15 protein-coding genes and 3 tRNA genes are annotated in these 16766 nt (G+C 30.9%); 9 read left to right on the top strand and 9 right to left on the bottom strand.

What is annotated here, in order from left to right; all coding sequences use genetic code 11:
* Positions 1 to 26: 26 nt before the first annotated feature.
* Complete coding sequence (locus ACZ49Z_RS13065; protein WP_464304748.1) at positions 27 to 1187, top strand: peptidylprolyl isomerase; 1161 nt, start codon at positions 27 to 29, stop codon at positions 1185 to 1187.
* 57 nt (positions 1188 to 1244) lie between these two features.
* Here ACZ49Z_RS13065 and ACZ49Z_RS13060 read toward each other — a convergent pair whose 3' ends face one another.
* The 8 genes from ACZ49Z_RS13060 to proS form a co-directional block, all read right to left on the bottom strand.
* A complete protein-coding gene (locus ACZ49Z_RS13060) occupies positions 1245 to 1688 on the bottom strand; it encodes a hypothetical protein (protein ID WP_464304747.1) in 444 nt (147 codons plus the stop codon).
* 110 nt (positions 1689 to 1798) lie between these two features.
* Entirely contained in the window at positions 1799 to 2989 is a 1191-nt protein-coding gene (locus ACZ49Z_RS13055) for a hypothetical protein (RefSeq protein ID WP_464304746.1), read from the bottom strand.
* Between the two features lie 96 nt (positions 2990 to 3085).
* Positions 3086 to 4882, bottom strand: a complete 1797-nt coding sequence (gene typA, locus ACZ49Z_RS13050; RefSeq protein ID WP_464304745.1) for a translational GTPase TypA — start codon at positions 4880 to 4882, stop codon at positions 3086 to 3088.
* Positions 4883 to 5028: 146 nt separating this feature from the next.
* Entirely contained in the window at positions 5029 to 5280 is a 252-nt protein-coding gene (gene rpsT / locus ACZ49Z_RS13045; protein WP_464304744.1) for a 30S ribosomal protein S20, read from the bottom strand.
* A gap of 146 nt (positions 5281 to 5426) precedes the next feature.
* Positions 5427 to 5498: transfer RNA gene (locus ACZ49Z_RS13040), tRNA-Glu, on the bottom strand.
* Between the two features lie 20 nt (positions 5499 to 5518).
* Positions 5519 to 5590 (bottom strand) — tRNA-Glu (locus tag ACZ49Z_RS13035).
* Between the two features lie 14 nt (positions 5591 to 5604).
* A tRNA-Glu gene (locus tag ACZ49Z_RS13030) sits at positions 5605 to 5676 on the bottom strand.
* Between the two features lie 100 nt (positions 5677 to 5776).
* The gene (gene proS / locus ACZ49Z_RS13025) at positions 5777 to 7255 is read right to left on the bottom strand and encodes a proline--tRNA ligase (protein ID WP_464304743.1); all 1479 of its coding nucleotides are present in this window, start codon (positions 7253 to 7255) and stop codon (positions 5777 to 5779) included.
* A gap of 99 nt (positions 7256 to 7354) precedes the next feature.
* Between proS and ACZ49Z_RS13020 the strand changes: the two genes are divergently transcribed.
* The 6 genes from ACZ49Z_RS13020 (at position 7355) to ACZ49Z_RS12995 (ending at position 13434) form a co-directional block, all read left to right on the top strand.
* Entirely contained in the window at positions 7355 to 8356 is a 1002-nt protein-coding gene (locus tag ACZ49Z_RS13020; RefSeq protein ID WP_464304742.1) for a hypothetical protein, read from the top strand.
* 42 nt (positions 8357 to 8398) lie between these two features.
* Positions 8399 to 9970 carry an OmpP1/FadL family transporter gene (locus tag ACZ49Z_RS13015; RefSeq protein WP_464304741.1) on the top strand — a complete coding sequence of 524 codons (1572 nt, stop codon included), beginning with the start codon at positions 8399 to 8401 and terminating at the stop codon, positions 9968 to 9970.
* 238 nt (positions 9971 to 10208) lie between these two features.
* Positions 10209 to 11522 (top strand): 30S ribosomal protein S12 methylthiotransferase RimO, encoded by a 1314-nt coding sequence (gene rimO / locus ACZ49Z_RS13010; protein ID WP_464304740.1) that lies wholly within the window; start codon positions 10209 to 10211, stop codon positions 11520 to 11522.
* 24 nt (positions 11523 to 11546) lie between these two features.
* Positions 11547 to 12074, top strand: coding sequence for a hypothetical protein (locus ACZ49Z_RS13005; RefSeq protein ID WP_464304739.1), 528 nt, complete (start codon positions 11547 to 11549; stop codon positions 12072 to 12074).
* A 12-nt stretch (positions 12075 to 12086) separates the two neighbouring features.
* Entirely contained in the window at positions 12087 to 13076 is a 990-nt protein-coding gene (locus ACZ49Z_RS13000) for a metal-dependent hydrolase (RefSeq protein WP_464304738.1), read from the top strand.
* Positions 13077 to 13197: 121 nt separating this feature from the next.
* Positions 13198 to 13434 (top strand): YdcH family protein, encoded by a 237-nt coding sequence (locus ACZ49Z_RS12995; RefSeq protein ID WP_464304737.1) that lies wholly within the window; start codon positions 13198 to 13200, stop codon positions 13432 to 13434.
* A gap of 86 nt (positions 13435 to 13520) precedes the next feature.
* On the opposite strand, the gene ACZ49Z_RS12990 is transcribed toward ACZ49Z_RS12995, so the two are convergent.
* On the bottom strand, positions 13521 to 13922 hold the full coding sequence (locus tag ACZ49Z_RS12990) for a hypothetical protein (protein WP_464304736.1): 402 nt from the start codon (positions 13920 to 13922) through the stop codon (positions 13521 to 13523).
* A gap of 107 nt (positions 13923 to 14029) precedes the next feature.
* Here ACZ49Z_RS12990 and ACZ49Z_RS12985 point away from each other — a divergent pair, with 107 nt between their 5' ends.
* Positions 14030 to 14269 carry a 4a-hydroxytetrahydrobiopterin dehydratase gene (locus ACZ49Z_RS12985; protein WP_464304735.1) on the top strand — a complete coding sequence of 80 codons (240 nt, stop codon included), beginning with the start codon at positions 14030 to 14032 and terminating at the stop codon, positions 14267 to 14269.
* A gap of 798 nt (positions 14270 to 15067) precedes the next feature.
* Positions 15068 to 16504, top strand: a complete 1437-nt coding sequence (locus tag ACZ49Z_RS12980; RefSeq protein ID WP_464304734.1) for an NADP-dependent isocitrate dehydrogenase — start codon at positions 15068 to 15070, stop codon at positions 16502 to 16504.
* The last annotated feature ends 262 nt before the right edge of the window (positions 16505 to 16766 follow it).

Raw genomic sequence — 16766 nt, 5'->3', positions numbered from 1 at the left:
TACTTTTATAAATGAATACTAAAAAAATGAGATTTTTATTCGTTCTACTTTTAACAACAGTCTTTACAGGTTTTGCTCAAAAAACCGATGGCCTTTTTGCAGAATTACAAACTTCAAAAGGTAAGATTATTTTACAATTAGAATTCGAAAAAGCGCCTATTACAGTTGCAAATTTTGTTTCATTAGCAGAAGGAAAAAACAAATCAGTTAAAAAAGAATTACAAGACAAACCTTTTTATGATGGTTTAATTTTCCATAGAGTAATCGCCGACTTCATGATTCAAGGTGGAGATCCTTTAGGAACTGGTTCAGGGGATCCTGGATATAAATTCATTGATGAAGTATCCGATTTAATTCATGATAAAGCAGGAATTCTATCTATGGCAAATTCTGGCGAAGCAACCAACGGAAGTCAATTCTTCATAACACACAAAGAAACCCCTTGGTTAGACGGAAAACACACTGTCTTCGGCCATGTAGTTGAAGGCCAAAATATAGTTGATGCTATTGCACAAAATGACAAAATAGAAAAAGTAACTATTATTAGAATTGGTAAAGCTGCAAAAAAATTTAAAGCAGACAAAGTTTTCAAAAGTTATATGGACAACAAAGAAGCAGAAGACAAAAGAATTACTGCTTTAAATATTGAAAACAAAAAGAAAATTGCCGAAATTCAAGAAGCAAACAGAAAAAAACAAGCCGAAATAGAAGCTCAAAAAAGAAAAGAGCTAGAAGCTAAATTAGCCACTACATACAAAGAGAAGGCTACTTATTTTGCCAATCAAAAAACACAATCATTACAACTACCTTCTGGCTTGCAATACATTATAACCAAAAAAGGTACTGGAGTTAAACCCGCAGAAGGAGCACAAGTATTCATTCATTATGCAGGTTTCTTTGAAGACGGAAAATTATTTGACAGTAGCTATGAAGATGTTAGTAAAGAATTTGGAAAATTTGACCAAAACAGAGCTAACCAAAAAGGATATTCACCATTCCCTTTTAAATATGGTAATAAAGGTGGTTTAATTGCCGGTTTTCTAGAAGGAATCAACAATATGAATATTGGAGATAAAGCAATTGTATTTATCCCTTCATCTTTAGGATATGGAGAAGCTGGTGCTGGTGGAGTTATTCCTCCTAATGCAAATCTAATTTTCGAAATAGAATTACTAGACAAACAATAATAATTTTAAAAAAGCTCCAATTGGAGCTTTTTTTTTATTAATATGACATGACGTTTTTTAAAACTTACTTTTAAATTTCCAGTCGAATTCATCATTATTATTAAAAACTGCCCCGATTTCGATCTTGAAAACTTTATCATAATCTACATTTACAAAAAGCCAATTATCTTCAAAAAAATAATTCTCTGTTCCATCTACAACTTCATTTTCAAATTGGTTTAATTTATTATTTTCTAATATTTTCTTAATTTCATTCCAATCTTTACCAATTATCTTTTCACCAAATAATTCTAAATTTTCGTTGATAGAGGTAATATAACCCAATTGTAAAGCTTCTTCATCATAGAAAGTCAATCTCATTTTATAGTCATTATAAACATATACAATATTATCTTCTTCATCTGTATATTGTTTACTAGGCTTTCCATAAATAGCTTCAACATCTTTTTGCTTCATTCCAAAAAGCAATTCTCCAATTCCAAATTTTAATTTAATTTTCATTTTTTTTTAGTATTTAAAATTAAAAACCATCACACAAATGTATGATGGTTTTTATTAATATTGACAAACTAGTTAATAAATTAAAGCTTTTAAATCATTAAAAGAGACATTTATTTACATTCTTGTTGATATTTTTTCAGTAAACTTTCTAAGTCTGAAATTGATTTTAAATTTTCAATATCATTATCTAAAACTTTACATTTTAAATATTTCTTAAGATTTTTAGGTAAATATGACCCAACAAACATATCATTTATAGACATAACCACTTTACTATTTGGTATTTTAACAGCTATAGTATTTGTAACAGGATCTTGCAAAATCTTGATTCCATCAAAATCAGAAACAACATTAAAAAACACTATTTCATCTCTACTTTTTGTATCTAAAGTAGACGCAGTATTAGTATCATTCTTATCTTTAGTAAGAGCACCTAATAAATACACACCTTCATTAATAAGGTTATTATCAACAAACTCATAACTTTCAAAATTCAATCTAACTCCACTTTTTTTCATTACATTAATAGAAAAACCACCTCTTGATTTTACTTTAACCAATTTTTCGTTTTTCTTATTATCTCTATCAGTCTCGAAATAATTTAGGATAGCTCTAGCACCATATTCCTCTTCTTTGAGATCTTTAACATAATTTTTAATCCTATAATCAGCATTGTCTAGTTTCAGCTCATCATCCATTGTTAATTTACTGAAAATTATGGTCGCTAATCCATTATACTGCACTCCTTCAATAGTAAAGACAGCTGGTTCCTCGATTAAATTTTCTAGAATTTCAATACTAGTTCCAGTTCCATCACTTTTTGAGTTTGTTCCAATATCTGTTGGCAATCTTTTTATAACTGATGATTTTGCAAGATCTGCTTTTTCTTTTGAATGGGTAAATTCTATAATTTTCTCCATATCAAATCCAGACTCTTCACTAACAAATCCTTTTTTGTATAATTGAAAAACAATAGTTTTAGAATTATCAAATGATATAGCTGATAAACTTAATTCATTTTCTACATTAAATGATGTTGGCTCGTCATTTTCATTAATCCTTATTTCAATATAATTAACTTTATCATCAGAACCCTTAATTTGTTTAGTATAGTAATCTCCAAAAAACAAATGATTTCCATCAACATCTTGAAAGTCATATTTTTCCATCTTTTTCAATACAATTGCTTTACCAATTGTAGTTTCATTAAATATAATTTCCGTTTTTTTAACTTTTATCTTTTGTGCAAAAGAAAAGTTAATAAATAAAAACGAAATAAATAACAATACGATTTTTCTCATACTCAATTTTAATTTATTTTTTTAAAAAAAGGCCATTTCTTCACTACAAAGAAATAGCCCTAATTTATATATATAATAGACCGTTAAAAAAACAAATTACATTTTAAAACGTTTTCTATCATTTTCATTTAAATAAATCTTACGTAAACGTAAAGATTTAGGTGTTACTTCAACATACTCGTCTTTTTGAATATATTCTAATGCTTCTTCTAATGAGAATTTTATAGCAGGAATAATTCTTGCTTTATCATCTGCTCCAGAAGAACGTACGTTAGATAATTTCTTAGTCTTAGTAACATTCACAGTCATATCATCACTACGAGTATTTTCTCCAATTACCTGACCTTCATAAATATCTTCGTTAGGATCAACAAAGAATTTACCTCTATCTTGTAATTTATCTATTGAATAAGGAATTGCTTTTCCGTTTTCCATAGAAATTAATGAACCGTTATTTCTTCCTGGAATTTCTCCTTTGTATGGTTCATATCCAATAAAACGGTGAGCCATAATCGCTTCCCCAGCAGTAGCGGTTAATAATTGATTACGTAATCCAATAATTCCACGAGAAGGAATATTAAATTTCACAATCATACGTTCTCCTTTACCTTCCATAGAAAGCATTTCACCTTTACGAATAGAAACAAATTCTACAGCTCTACCTGATAAATTCTCTGGTAAATCAATTGTTAACTCTTCAATTGGTTCACATTTAACTCCATCAATCTCCTTAATAATAACTTGAGGCTGTCCAATTTGCAACTCATACCCTTCTCTTCTCATTGTCTCAATAAGAACCGATAAATGGAGTACTCCTCGTCCAAATACCATAAACTTATCTGCCGAATCAGTTTCACCAACTTTCAAAGCAAGGTTTTTTTCTAACTCTTTCGTTAACCTATCTTTAATATGTCTTGAAGTTACAAACTTACCCTCTTTACCAAAGAAAGGAGAATCATTAATTGTAAATAACATACTCATCGTTGGCTCATCAATAGCAATAGTTTGTAATGCTTCTGGATTTTCAAAATCAGCTATCGTATCTCCAATTTCGAATCCTTCAACACCAACAATAGCACAAATATCTCCAGCAATAACTTCTTCTACTTTTCTACGACCTAAACCTTCGAAAGTGTGCAATTCTTTTATTCTAGATTTTATTATCTTACCATCTCTTTTCACTAATGAAATTGGCATTCCCTCTCTTAAAACACCTCTTTCCAAACGTCCAATAGCAATACGTCCTGTAAAACTAGAGAAGTCTAAAGAAGTAATTAACATTTGAGGAGTTCCTTCAGAAACCTTAGGAGCAGGTACGTTTTCTATTACCATATCCAACAATGGCTCAATATTATCTGTTTGATTTTTCCAATCATCCGACATCCAATTGTTTTTTGCAGAACCATAAACAGTTGGGAAATCCAATTGCCATTCTTGTGCACCCAATTCAAACATCAAGTCAAAAACTTTTTCATGAACTTCTTCTGGTGTACAATTTTCCTTATCAACTTTATTGATAACTACACAAGGTTTCAACCCTAAGTCGATTGCTTTTTGAAGTACAAAACGAGTTTGAGGCATAGGTCCTTCAAAAGCGTCAACAAGTAAACACACTCCATCGGCCATATTTAATACTCTCTCTACCTCACCACCGAAATCCGCGTGACCTGGAGTGTCAATAATGTTAATCTTAGTTCCTTTATAAGTAACCGATACATTTTTAGAAGTAATAGTAATTCCTCTCTCACGTTCTAAATCATTATTATCCAATATCAAGTCTCCTGTGTTTTCGTTTTCACGAAATAACCGACAGTGATACATAATTTTGTCAACCAAAGTTGTCTTTCCGTGGTCAACGTGTGCAATAATTGCAATGTTTCTAATTGGCGTCATGCTATATTTTTTTCAAGGTGCAAAAGTAAACTTTATTTTTGATAAAACACTATATAATAGTTTACTAAATCGTTATTTACGTTTTTTATATCATAAAAAAAGCTCTCATATTGAGAGCTTTTGATATTTTATTTCAGGAATAGCTATTATAATGAAGCTACAAATCTTGTTAATTTAGATTTTAAGTTAGAAGCTTTATTAGAATGAATTACATTCTTCTTTGCTAATTTGTCAATCATTGAGATTACAATTGGTAATTTTTCAACTGCAACAGACTTCTCAGTAGCTAAACGTAATGCTTTAATTGCGTTACGAGTAGTTTTGTGTTGATATCTATTTAAAACTCTTTTTTTCTCGTTACTTCTAATTCTTTTTAATGCTGACTTATGATTTGCCATTTTATTGTTTCTTTTTAATTTTAATAATTATTATAAACTACTAGTTAAAAAAGAAAAACCTCCCACAATTGCACAATACAATCACTTTGGTTTTAACTAATAAAATTAAAATTCGAGACACTGAATTTTAATTTTATAAAACTTCGTAGCCCGTAGGGGAATCGAACCCCTCTTACCAGGATGAAAACCTGGCGTCCTAACCGATAGACGAACGGGCCTGAGAAATAATTTTAAAAAGTAGCCCGTAGGGGAATCGAACCCCTCTTACCAGGATGAAAACCTGGCGTCCTAACCGATAGACGAACGGGCCTAAGCTTACTTTTGTAGTCCGTACGGGAATCGAACCCGTGTTACCAGGATGAAAACCTGGCGTCCTAACCCCTAGACGAACGGACCGTCTGTTTCACTAATTGCATTTGTTATTTCTCTAATGCGGTGCAAAGATACATCTATTTATTATTCCTGCAATAGCTTGGCAAACTTTTTTTTATTTTTTTTAATATGCCTTAGCAAAAAGCACTCTCCCAACTGAAGGTTTTCCAGTAAAAACGCAGCTTCCCGACTCTTCTTCTCTGTCTAAAGGAATACATCTAATAGTCGCTTTTGTAAGTTCTTTTATCTTTTCTTCTGTCTCAATTGTTCCATCCCAATGTGCTGAAACAAAGCCTCCTTTCCCTTCCAAAATCAACTTAAATTCCTCAAAGTCATCTACTTTAGTTGTATGCTCTGTTCTATAATCTACCGCTTTAGTAAAAAGCTCTTCTTGAATTTGTTCTAATTTATTTTTTATAAAACTTTCAATTCCATCTTTCGAAACTACTTCCTTCGTTAAATTATCTCTTCTTGCCACTTCATAAGTACCATTTTCCAAATCTTTTGGTCCAACAGCAATTCTTAAAGGAACTCCTTTTAATTCCCATTCTGCAAATTTAAACCCTGGTTTGTGTGTAGTTCTATCATCATACTTAACAGAAATTCCCATTTTTCGCAATCCCACAATTAATTCATTCACTTGATTTGTAATTGCATCTAATTGCTCATCGGTTTTATATATAGGAACAACAACAACCTGTATAGGTGCCAAATTTGGAGGCAATACTAAACCATTATCATCTGAATGTGTCATTACCAAAGCCCCCATTAATCGAGTAGAAACACCCCATGATGTCCCCCAAACGTACTCCTGCTTCCCTTCTTGATTTGCAAACTTAACATCAAACGCTTTAGCAAAATTTTGACCGAGAAAATGAGACGTCCCAGCTTGTAATGCCTTACCATCTTGCATTAACGCCTCAATACAATAAGTTTCTTCTGCACCTGCAAATCGTTCCGATTCCGTTTTTAACCCTTTTACAACCGGGATAGCCATGAAATTTTGAACAAAATCTGCATATACATTCATCATTCTTTCAGATTCTTCAATTGCTTCGGTTCTCGTAGCATGAGCAGTATGCCCTTCTTGCCATAAAAACTCAGCAGTCCTTAAAAACAAACGCGTTCTCATTTCCCATCGCACAACATTCGCCCATTGATTAATCAACAATGGTAAATCCCTGTACGATTGAACCCATCCTTTGTAGGTACTCCAAATTATTGCTTCACTTGTTGGACGCACAATTAATTCTTCTTCAAGTTTTGCTTTGGGATCAACTATTAATTTCCCTTTATTATCAGGATCATTTGTTAATCTATAATGAGTTACGATAGCACATTCTTTTGCAAAGCCTTCCGCATTTTTTTCTTCTGCTTCAAACATACTTTTCGGTACAAAAAGCGGAAAATAAGCATTACTATGCCCTGTTTCTTTGAACATTCTATCTAATTCAGCTTGCATTTTCTCCCAAATTGCATAACCGTATGGTTTTATAACCATGCACCCTCTTACTCCCGAATTCTCAGCTAAATCGGCTTTTACAACCAATTCATTATACCATTTCGAGTAATCTTCTTCTCTTTTTGTTAAGTTTTTGCTCATTTTTAAGGTTTTGGCACAAAAATTGTTTATATTTATTTTAACTTAATAGTTCCACAAAACTAACTATTTTTGTAATGTCCAACAATAAAAAAAAGCTTTATGAAAACTAATCTATCCATTTTAAGAAAAATTCACTTATTTTCCTTCATTGGAATTGCAAGTGCATTTATTGTTTCTTGTGGTTCGTACCAAAATACTTCATATTATGATAATGATGGCATTTATGGTGCTTCAGAAAGAAATGAACAAGCAAACGAAAACAAATATTCTGAACAGAATATGGAACAATCTAACAGATATGCTCAACAATTTAAAAATATGCAAGATGATTACACCTATTTTACAGATGTTGAAGAATATACCTCAGAAACAAACGACACTGTTGTAACGGTTTACAGAAATAATTATTCCGACAACAATGAAAGATATGCTAGTTGGGGTAGCAATAGTAGCGATGTGAGCATTAACTACTATAACACAGGCTGGAACAATTGGTATTCTCCATATTGGGGAATGGATTGGGGCAATAACTGGTATGGATCAAATTGGGGATGGAATAGCTGGTATGGTCCGAACTGGGGATGGAACAACTGGGGATGGAACAACTGGTATGGTCCAAATTGGGGAATCTACTATGGTAACACTTGGGGTTGGGGTGGTTATTACAACAATCCTTATTATTATGGTGGTTACTACGGAAGAAATGGTAGAAACTTAGCCTATAACTCAGGAACTAGAGGAGGCAACAGCTATTACAACAACAGAAATGGTTCGAGATACTCCCACGGAAGAACGAGCTATGCTACTGGAACAAGAAATGGCACCATTAGCAGAACTAGAACTTCTGGAACAAGAACCAATAATTATTCTACTCCTAGAAGCACCTACTCTACTCCTAGAAATAGCGGAACAAGATCCGAAAGTTACTCAACTCCAAGAAGCAATAGTTCATCTCCTAGAAACAGTGGAACAAGATCAAACACCTATTCTACTCCTAGAAGCTCATCAGGCAGTAGTTCATCTACAAGAAGTAGCTCTTCTGGAGGAAGATCTTCTGGAGGTGGTGGTCGCTCTAGTGGTGGCAGAGGCGGTAGAGGTTAACAGGATAATTAATAAAAAATTAGAATATCGAATATAATTGCTATGAAAAAAATTTATATACTTTCTATACTCTTATGCTTCTTTGCAGGGGTGAGTCAGGAAATAACAACACAAGACGCATTGCGCTATGCAATAGACGACATAACAGGAACAGCTCGTTTTAGAAGTATGAGTGGAGCTTTTGGAGCAGTTGGAGGTGATCTTTCAGCTATCAATATTAACCCTGCAGGGTCTGCTATTTTTAATCATAATATCTTTAGTGTTTCTGGTAGTAATTTTAACACTAAAAACAAATCGAATTACTTTAATTCAAAAACTAATAAAACTCAAAGTAGTCTTAATCTAAATCAATTAGGTGCGGTATTTGTATTTACAGATAATAATTCTAATAATAATTGGAGTAAATTCACAATTGCTCTAAATTATGAAAATACTAAAAATTTGGATAATAATATTTTTTCCTTAGGGACAAATCCAAACAATTCAATAGGATATTATTTTTTAGATTTTGCACAAGGACTCCCTCTAGAGTATTTACAACTTCAAAATGGAGAAACAATAACAGATTTATATACTTATTTAGGAGAAACAAGTGGTTTAGGTTTTGAAGCCCAACAAGCGTTATTAGGTTATGGAAGTCAGTTTTTAAATGGATCGCATCCTTCTGGATTATTATTTGAGGCAGATGATCCAAATGATTTAAACAACACAAGTTATTACACAAACATTCCAACAGGGGGTAACTTTTATCAAGAAAACAGTATTAGATCAAATGGTTACAACGGAAAATTTACTGGTAATTTTGCTACCTCATACAAAAATAAACTTTTTTTAGGCCTTAATCTAAATGCTCATTTTACTGATTATGTTAGAACAAGTCGAGTTACAGAAAGAAATAGTAATCCGTTGTATGACTCTGGCTTAACAGTCGAAAGAATCCAATTCAACAATGAACTGTATACTTACGGAGGTGGATTTTCATTTGATATTGGTGCAATTTTTCAAGTTTCAAAAGAGCTTAGAATTGGTTTAGCACATGAATCTTCCACCTGGTACAATCTAAATGATGAACTAATACAAAGCCTAAGCACTAATACAACTGATGGAATAACTGATTACCAAAGCATAATTGATCCAAATGTTACAAATATATATCCAGCTTACAAGTTAAAAACCCCAGGGAAATGGACAGTTAGCGGTGCATATATTATTAACAAAACAGGGTTAATTAGTGCTGATGTTTCAAGAAAAGACTATTCAAAAACACAATTTAAACCTATTCGAGATTACCAAGGCATAAATAGAACCATGAGCGAAGATTTAACCGAGGCTTATGAAGTTAGAATTGGTGGAGAATATAAAATTAAACAAGTTAGTCTTAGAGCAGGGTATCGTTTTGAACAAAGCCCTTACAAAATTGACTATGCAATGGGTGACTTAACAGGATATTCAGGCGGTATTGGATATAATTTTGGCATTAGTCGATTAGATTTGGCGTATTCGAATAGCCACAGAAATTACAACCAACGTTTCGTTTCTTCTGGAATGAACGATACTGCAAGAATACGAACAATACAAAATAATGTTACACTGACTTATACTATTAATTTCTAATTAATAAAATATAAATACTTATAAAAGCCTTTCGTCTTGAAAGGTTTTTTTTGGCTCCATTTTTTTGCTATTAGCCCTGATGGAAATGACATCCTTTTCTTTTTCCACTTCTAATATACCCAAAGAGAAAAAAAAGAAAAGCTAAAACGAACAGCAGGTAGAAACTTTTAAAAAACTCGCAACCCCTAGCGCTTCTAATGAATTATTTTATGTAATTTTGCACCTCAATTTTAAGTATATGAGAACCAAATCGTTAAAGAAAAATAAAATCAATGTAATTACGCTTGGATGTTCTAAAAATGTTTACGATAGTGAAGTTTTGATGGGACAACTAAAAGCCAATGGAAAAGAAGTAACTCACGAAGCGACTAAGGACGAAGGCAATATTATTGTAATTAATACTTGTGGTTTTATTGACAATGCTAAGGAAGAATCGGTAAACACAATTTTAGAATATGCGGATAAAAAAGAACAAGGTTTAGTAGATAAAGTTTTTGTTACAGGCTGTTTATCGGAACGTTACAGACCTGATTTAGAAAAAGAAATACCTAATGTTGACCAATTTTTTGGCACTACTGAATTACCATTATTATTAAAAGCTTTAGGTGCCGATTATAAACACGAACTAATTGGTGAACGTTTAACGACTACTCCAAAAAACTATGCTTATTTAAAAATTGCTGAAGGTTGTGATAGACCCTGTAGCTTTTGTGCTATCCCTTTAATGCGTGGAAAACATGTTTCTACACCTATAGAAAATTTAGTTATCGAAGCCGAAAAATTAGCAAAAAGCGGTGTTAAAGAATTAATTTTAATTGCTCAGGACTTAACCTATTACGGATTAGATCTTTACAAAAAAAGAAATCTTGCCGAATTATTAGAAAACTTAGTAAAAGTAGAAGGTATTGAATGGATTCGTTTGCATTATGCTTTCCCTACAGGTTTCCCAATGGAAGTTTTGGATTTAATGAAAAAGGAGCCTAAAATTTGTAATTATATTGATATTCCTCTGCAACATATTTCAGACAATATCCTGAAATCAATGCGAAGAGGAACCACCTATGAAAAAACAACTAATCTTCTAAAAGATTTTAGAAAAGCAGTTCCAGAAATGGCTATTCGCACCACTCTAATTGTGGGATATCCTGGTGAAACAGAAGAAGATTTTGAGATTTTAAAGAATTGGGTTCAAGAAATGCGTTTTGAGCGTTTGGGATGTTTTGCTTATTCTCATGAAGAAAACACTCATGCTTATAATCTTGAAGATGATGTCCCTTCTGAAGTGAAACAACAACGTGCTATGGAAATCATGGACATTCAAGCGCAAATTTCATGGGATTTGAACCAAGAAAAAATAGGTAAAATATTCAAATGTGTAATTGACAGAAAAGAAGGCGAACATTTTGTAGGACGCACAGAGTTTGACAGTCCAGATGTGGATAATGAAGTTTTAATTGATGCTTCTAAATATTACTTAAAAACAGGAGATTTTGTAATGCTAAGAATTACAGACGCTACTGAATTTGACTTGTATGCTGAACCTGTTAATTAGTGATCAGTAAAAGATAATATTTTTATGAACTCATTCTTTAAAAAACAAAAACTTATTGAGTCTTTGAGCTTAACCTTAAATTGTGATAAGGCGACATTTGTTGAAAAATTTCATCAAAATGTAGAATTATCTGATTTATCTTTTAGTTTTTTTGAAGTTTTTTCAAGCGGTTCAAAATTATATAAAGGAAACATTCAAAATTCAACTTTTAAAATTCAAAAGAAGCAGCAGCTTTTTAATAATAAAAAACAAAGTGCTGTTGCAAATGGTAAAATAATTGAAGGTATAAATAATATAAAAATAGAACTTGAAATTAATGCAATAACTCCAAAAATAAAATTCTTTTTTGGAGTTATAACTTGCTTTTACCTATTATTTATTCTAATCATAAGTTTTGCATCATTAAGCAACTCCTCATTTCCGTTTTTTTTATTACCAATGTTATTTTTTCACGCTTGCTTCATGATTGTTATAGTTTTTTTTGAGTTGAAAGCAAGTGTTAAAAATTTCAAACAAGAAATTGAGAGAGAATTTCATTTTTGGTTGCGATAAAAAAATAAAAACATGGATTCATTATCACAAATTGTTCTTGGTGCTGCTACTTTTGCTTTAGTAAAAGACAAAGAAATTGGGAAAAAAGCATTGCTTTATGGGGCTATTCTTGGCACAATACCCGATTTAGATGTGTTAATTAATCCGTTTTTTAATTCGATTGAACAATTAGCCATTCATAGGGCTTTTTCTCATTCCATATTTTTCGCACTACTTTTAAGTTTATTGGCTGCAAGTTGGTTCAGTTGGATATACAAAACATCCTATAAATCATGGTTTTGGGCTAGCTTTCTCGCCTTATTCACACATCCTTTATTAGACTTATGCACAACCTATGGTACTCGAATATTCTACCCACTAAGCAATTCCTATTATAGCTTAGACAATGTTTTTGTTGTTGATCCGCTATATACTATTTGGTTATTAATAGGTTGTATTGTTCTACTTTTTATGAAGAAAAACAATACCAAAAGACAAAGTATAATTAAATGGTCATTAACCTTTTCTACTGCTTATTTAATTTATGGATTATGCATTCATTATTTGGTAACCAATCACTTCGAAAAAGAATTGGAACGCCAACATATAAACTATGAAAAGATAAAAATTGTACCGACTCCTTTTAATACTATACTTTGGCAAGCAATTGTTAAAACAAAAAACGGACTTTATTATTCTGATTATAGTTTATTAGACACAAACACTACTGCTGTTTTTCATTATGAAGAAAATGATTTAGAGTTCATTAAAGAAAAAAAGAAAATTAAAGAATTAGAGCCCTTTTTTAACTTTACTGAAGGCTATGAGTTAGCTAGAAAAGAAGGCGATAAAATGGTTATTTATGGAACAAAATTTGGTCCAATAATGATTGAAAACCAAAAAGCGCATTTCTTTTTCCCACTTGAATTTCATAAAGATGGTAGTTATAAAATTAACAAAAAAGAACCCGATGATTTTGCTAAACTCTTCAAGCGATTAGTAAAACGATTGAAAGGAAATTAAAAAATACACAATCGTTACTAATAAAGTTACGACATTCTTTTTTATTTAGGAATGACAAATATCATGTTATTATCTTCTCTACTGTACTACCTTTGAAATAGATAATTATAAAACAAGAAGCATGATTACAAAACACCAATTGACTGTTGATTTTCCTGAATTTGAAACAAAAATTCATGATTTAAAAGTTTCGGATAATCATTTTAAGAAACTGTTTGACGAATACGATACTTTAGACCATGAAATTTATAGAATTGAATCTGACGCTGAACCAGCATCTGATGACACCCTTAACACATTAAGAGTTGAAAGAGTTCGCATTAAAGATGAAATTTACGCCTATTTATCGAACAATTAAAGAGTCTATTTATAAAACAACCAAATCCATTTCAAAATTATATGAAATGGATTTTTTTTGAGACTATAATTAAGTATTTGAAACTATTATTTTTTATTGTTAACTAAATGAACACGTTTTAAAACCAATTTTTTTTTTGAAATTTCAACTATCTGTAACGTATCAATGTTCATTCCATTCCAACTCTCATATTGAATTGCTAATAATGAAGTTGAAATTTCTTTCCAAGTTCCTTTAACGTTTACATAATGTATTGGTGGGGTACCACACCAGCCTGAACTTTGCCTTTTTACAATAGTACCCTTTTCATTAAATCTAATTCCTGGTTTATCTTTTTGAAACCTATTTTTACTAATAAATTTTTGTTCTCCATTTTGATAACCATCATAAACCCAATTTTGAAACAAAAATGATGGGATTTCGAATTCTGTTTTATTAAATGAACATAAAACATTGAAAAGTATTATAATAACAATATTTTGCTTCATTTTTAAATAATATTATGTTTCAATAAAAATAGTAAGAAGCTTTCAATTTTCATGCCATTATATTACCAATAATCATTTTATTATCTTTGAAAAAAAACAACATTACTATGTGGAAAGAAGAAAACAATTCACTAACAAGATCTTTTGAATTTAAAAATTTTATTGATGCTTTTTCATTTATGACTAAAGTAGCAATGATTGCCGAAAAAATGAATCATCATCCTGAATGGAAAAACGTTTATAATAAAGTAGAAATTGTATTAACAACTCATGATGAAGGTAATATTGTCACAGAAAAAGACAGACTCCTCACTGAAGCCATAAATAATTTATATTCTACGACTTAAAATTGACATCATAAAAACAGAAAATCCATTTAAAGAAAAATTGAATACCTTTTTTAAAAAAATATACTTTTAAACGACTACCAATTCATTTTAAACTAATATTCAAACAACAGTTTCATTATTATCTTTTCCCATTAATGGTACTTTCAGTTAGATTTCTTTCAACTTTTTTTGAATTAAACTACAAACCATATTTAAGACCAAACTCCATTCATAAAATTCCTTCTCAAAATAAGGAAAAACAAGCACCATATTAGCAATTCAACTCACAAACAATATCAAAACCTTACAACACAAATAGTTTTAAATTATTATATTTTAACCAAGATTACACATTAAACTTTGTTATGAAAAAAAAAAAAAATAAATAAATGCAAAATACAGAAGTTATATCCCACAAATGTAGCTAATGCTGCATTAAGAAAGTAGAACAAAATACTGAAACAACTACAAAGTTGCCATTTCACGCAATAGAATTTTAATGCATAATTTGGAATTAATCAATTCATTGGCAACAAAAGAAATTTAGTCAATAAAAAGTAAAATTTCTCTCTTAATTAATAATTAGCCAAAAGACCTACAAAACAGCAACTAATGATGTAATTATTTACACAGCATAAAAAATCAAAATAATAAATCACTTGCAATTACACTCCTTTTTAAAGAGATGAAAAGCTTATAATTGTTAACTTTCAGAATTAATTATAAAAATTTTTAATAATAATCATCATTAACATAAATAAAAATTAATAATTAATTATTTAGAAGTTTGCACTACTAATTTTAAACAAAACAATTATGACACGAATTACAGTTGCAAAAGGAGACGGAATTGGTCCGGAAATTATGGACGCTACATTAGAAATCCTAAAATCTGCTGGTGCTCAATTAGAAATTGATGAAATTGAAGTGGGCGAAAAAGTATATTTAAGCGGAAATAATTCTGGAATTTCAAACGAATCCTGGGATATAATTAGAAAAAATAAAATTCTATTAAAAGCTCCAATTACAACCCCACAGGGAGGTGGCTATAAAAGTTTGAATGTAACCACTCGAAAATTTTTAGGTCTATACGCTAACATTAGACCCAATGTGAGCTTACATCCTTTTGTAGAAACAAAACATCCAAATATGGATATTGTTATAGTAAGAGAGAATGAAGAAGACCTATATGCGGGAATAGAACATCAACAAACAAATGAAGTTGTGCAATGCTTAAAATTAATAAGTAGACCAGGTTGCGAAAAAATCATTCGATATGCATTTGAATATGCAAAGGTATATGGGCGAAAAAAAGTTACATGCTTCACAAAAGACAACATCATGAAACAAACTGATGGTTTATTTCATAAAATATTTGACGAAATAGCACTAGAATATCCTGAAATTGAAAACGAACACTGGATTATTGACATAGGTGCTGCAAAAATGGCCGACACACCAGAAATTTTCGATGTAATTGTTACGCTAAATCTATATGGCGATGTTCTTTCAGATATAGCAGCTCAAATTGCTGGTTCTGTCGGATTAGCTGGTTCTGCGAATATTGGCGAAGAATGTGCAATGTTTGAAGCTATTCATGGCTCTGCTCCAAGAAGAGCTGGACAAAACATAGCAAATCCGTCTGGATTACTTCAAGGGGCCGTAATGATGTTGTCACACATTGGTCAAACTGAAATTGCTGAAAAAATTCAAAACGCTTGGTTAAAAACCATAGAAGATGGTATTCATACCTATGACATTTATAAAGAAAATATAAGCACAAAAAAAGTAGGCACAAAAGAATTTGCACAAGCAGTCATTGCCAATCTAGGGAAAAAACCTTCAATACTTAAAGCAGTTAATTATCTAAAAGAAAATACTTTAAATCTACCAAAATACATCAGAAAAGCACCTCAAAACAAGATACTTGTCGGTGTAGATTTGTTTGTGGATTGGAAAGGAACAGACCCTAATGAATTAGCGACAATTATGCAAAGTATTAATACAGAAAACAAGCATTTAACAATGATTACAAATAGAGGAATTAAAGTTTGGCCAAACGGTTTTGAGGAAACATTCTGTACAGATCACTGGCGATGCAGATTTAAACCAACTAATGGTAATTTAATGTTTAAAAATCAAATAATTACACTCCTATCAAAAGCTATAGATGCTAAAATTGACATCATAAAAACAGAAAACCTATATGAATTTGATGGAATTCCTTCTTATTCTTTAGGTCAAGGTCAATAAAATTTAAAACAGGAACTGTGTGCACTTATTTTCAAATAATGCACACGGTTTCTGTACAAAAAATAAAAGCTAAATGTCTTTTGCAATATGAACAAATCCAAAGCTTGTGTATTAATAAAACTATAAAAAACTCTTTACATAAAAAACTAGGTTCTTGAATTCGGTTAACAAAAAACACTTTTTTTTTAAGTTACTCGTTAATTAATATCTCATACTAGGTATTATTTTTACTACTATTTCTAATATATTTGTTCAAAATAAA

This window comes from Flavobacterium sp. KY-23415, assembly GCF_055384985.1.
This window is presented reverse-complemented; position numbering and strand designations above follow the sequence as displayed.

Bases quoted from the DNA above. Each gene is read 5' to 3' on its own strand.
- ACZ49Z_RS13065 (WP_464304748.1), top strand. From the start codon at position 27: ATGAGATTTTTATTCGTTCTACTTTTAACAACAGTCTTTACAGGTTTT.
- ACZ49Z_RS13060 (WP_464304747.1), bottom strand. From the start codon at position 1,688: ATGAAAATTAAATTAAAATTTGGAATTGGAGAATTGCTTTTTGGAATG.
- ACZ49Z_RS13055 (WP_464304746.1), bottom strand. From the start codon at position 2,989: ATGAGAAAAATCGTATTGTTATTTATTTCGTTTTTATTTATTAACTTT.
- typA (WP_464304745.1), bottom strand. From the start codon at position 4,882: ATGACGCCAATTAGAAACATTGCAATTATTGCACACGTTGACCACGGA.
- rpsT (WP_464304744.1), bottom strand. From the start codon at position 5,280: ATGGCAAATCATAAGTCAGCATTAAAAAGAATTAGAAGTAACGAGAAA.
- proS (WP_464304743.1), bottom strand. From the start codon at position 7,255: ATGAGCAAAAACTTAACAAAAAGAGAAGAAGATTACTCGAAATGGTAT.
- ACZ49Z_RS13020 (WP_464304742.1), top strand. From the start codon at position 7,355: ATGAAAACTAATCTATCCATTTTAAGAAAAATTCACTTATTTTCCTTC.
- ACZ49Z_RS13015 (WP_464304741.1), top strand. From the start codon at position 8,399: ATGAAAAAAATTTATATACTTTCTATACTCTTATGCTTCTTTGCAGGG.
- rimO (WP_464304740.1), top strand. From the start codon at position 10,209: ATGAGAACCAAATCGTTAAAGAAAAATAAAATCAATGTAATTACGCTT.
- ACZ49Z_RS13005 (WP_464304739.1), top strand. From the start codon at position 11,547: ATGAACTCATTCTTTAAAAAACAAAAACTTATTGAGTCTTTGAGCTTA.
- ACZ49Z_RS13000 (WP_464304738.1), top strand. From the start codon at position 12,087: ATGGATTCATTATCACAAATTGTTCTTGGTGCTGCTACTTTTGCTTTA.
- ACZ49Z_RS12995 (WP_464304737.1), top strand. From the start codon at position 13,198: ATGATTACAAAACACCAATTGACTGTTGATTTTCCTGAATTTGAAACA.
- ACZ49Z_RS12990 (WP_464304736.1), bottom strand. From the start codon at position 13,922: ATGAAGCAAAATATTGTTATTATAATACTTTTCAATGTTTTATGTTCA.
- ACZ49Z_RS12985 (WP_464304735.1), top strand. From the start codon at position 14,030: ATGTGGAAAGAAGAAAACAATTCACTAACAAGATCTTTTGAATTTAAA.
- ACZ49Z_RS12980 (WP_464304734.1), top strand. From the start codon at position 15,068: ATGACACGAATTACAGTTGCAAAAGGAGACGGAATTGGTCCGGAAATT.